1 protein-coding gene is annotated in these 1,028 nt (G+C 69.4%); it reads right to left on the bottom strand.

The window, feature by feature from the left end; genetic code table 11:
* Window positions 1-103: 103 nt before the first annotated feature.
* The gene (locus tag IEY73_RS32685) at window positions 104-736 is read right to left on the bottom strand and encodes a DUF7002 family protein (protein WP_189083217.1); all 633 of its coding nucleotides are present in this window, start codon (window positions 734-736) and stop codon (window positions 104-106) included.
* Between the last annotated feature and the right edge of the window lie 292 nt (window positions 737-1,028).

Below are 1,028 nucleotides of genomic sequence, written 5' to 3'. Positions count from 1 at the left end.
TCGGCATGTCCGACGGTCGGCGCACGGTTGCGAAGCGTCACGGCGCACGAGTGATGGTTTGCTGCAAGGGTTGTTCAGCTTGGCGCCTGGTGGACCGGCTCGATCAGCCGACGGCGCCTTCGATCTTGTTGGTCAGGTCGAGGATGTCCGGGACGGCGTCCAGCACGGTGACCTCTACCAGGGCGCCGTCGCGGCCGTACCGGCGGCGGTATTCGTCGTACGGGTAGTCGGGAATCGGCAGCCAGGATCGGTGCCCGCGCAGAGGGTGGTTCTTCTGCGTCACCGCCCCGGAGTTGAGCCGGCACAGTTCGATACGTGAGCCGTGCCGCTCGATGAGGGCGCGGGTGTCGACGTGCAGAACCACCTGGTCCTCGGCGCGGTACTCCTTCGCCTGGCGCAGCCGGTCCAGCCGCTCGGGACTGGCCCAGAAGAAGACCCGGGAGTTGATCGCGGCGAGATAGGCGGCCAGCGAGGACTGCGGATCGATCTTTTCCGCGATGAACTTCATCGGCTTCTGATCCCGGATCACGGCCGGCGGCAGGCCGGGTGCGCGCAGGACGGTGGACTGCTTGCGTGGTGCGTTCAAAAGCCGGTCGCGTTCGGCGGTGTCGAGGCCGAACAGGTCGATCAGGCGCTGCGTGGACAGCAGGCCGTGCCGTTGTACCGACGGCCAGGCGGTCGCGGACATCGTGTGGAAGACCTGCGGGTGGCGCGCGAACAGTTCCTCGACGTCCATGCCGGCCATGATGCCGGACGGCCACGACCACGGGCCATCAAGGAAACGGGCGACATCCCCCGCTCGCGTCGACGGATCGTCTGCAGCCCGGGCCCCGGCGACACCGCCCCCGCCGGAAGCTCACGGAGCCTCGGAAGCACCTCACGACCGCGCCGGGACGCGGCACGTCACGCAGCGCAACGAGCGATCGGCGGCATGTCAGGGCGCCGCGGAGCGGTCGGACCTCGTACCGTTGCCCTCGCCGGCGGGCGTTGTTCCCGCAGCCGCCCGTCGGCTCCTCGCACGAGGCGCG

The organism is Mangrovihabitans endophyticus (genome assembly GCF_014646155.1).
Taxonomy (GTDB): Bacteria; Actinomycetota; Actinomycetes; order Mycobacteriales; family Micromonosporaceae; genus Actinoplanes; species Actinoplanes endophyticus.
This window is presented reverse-complemented; position numbering and strand designations above follow the sequence as displayed.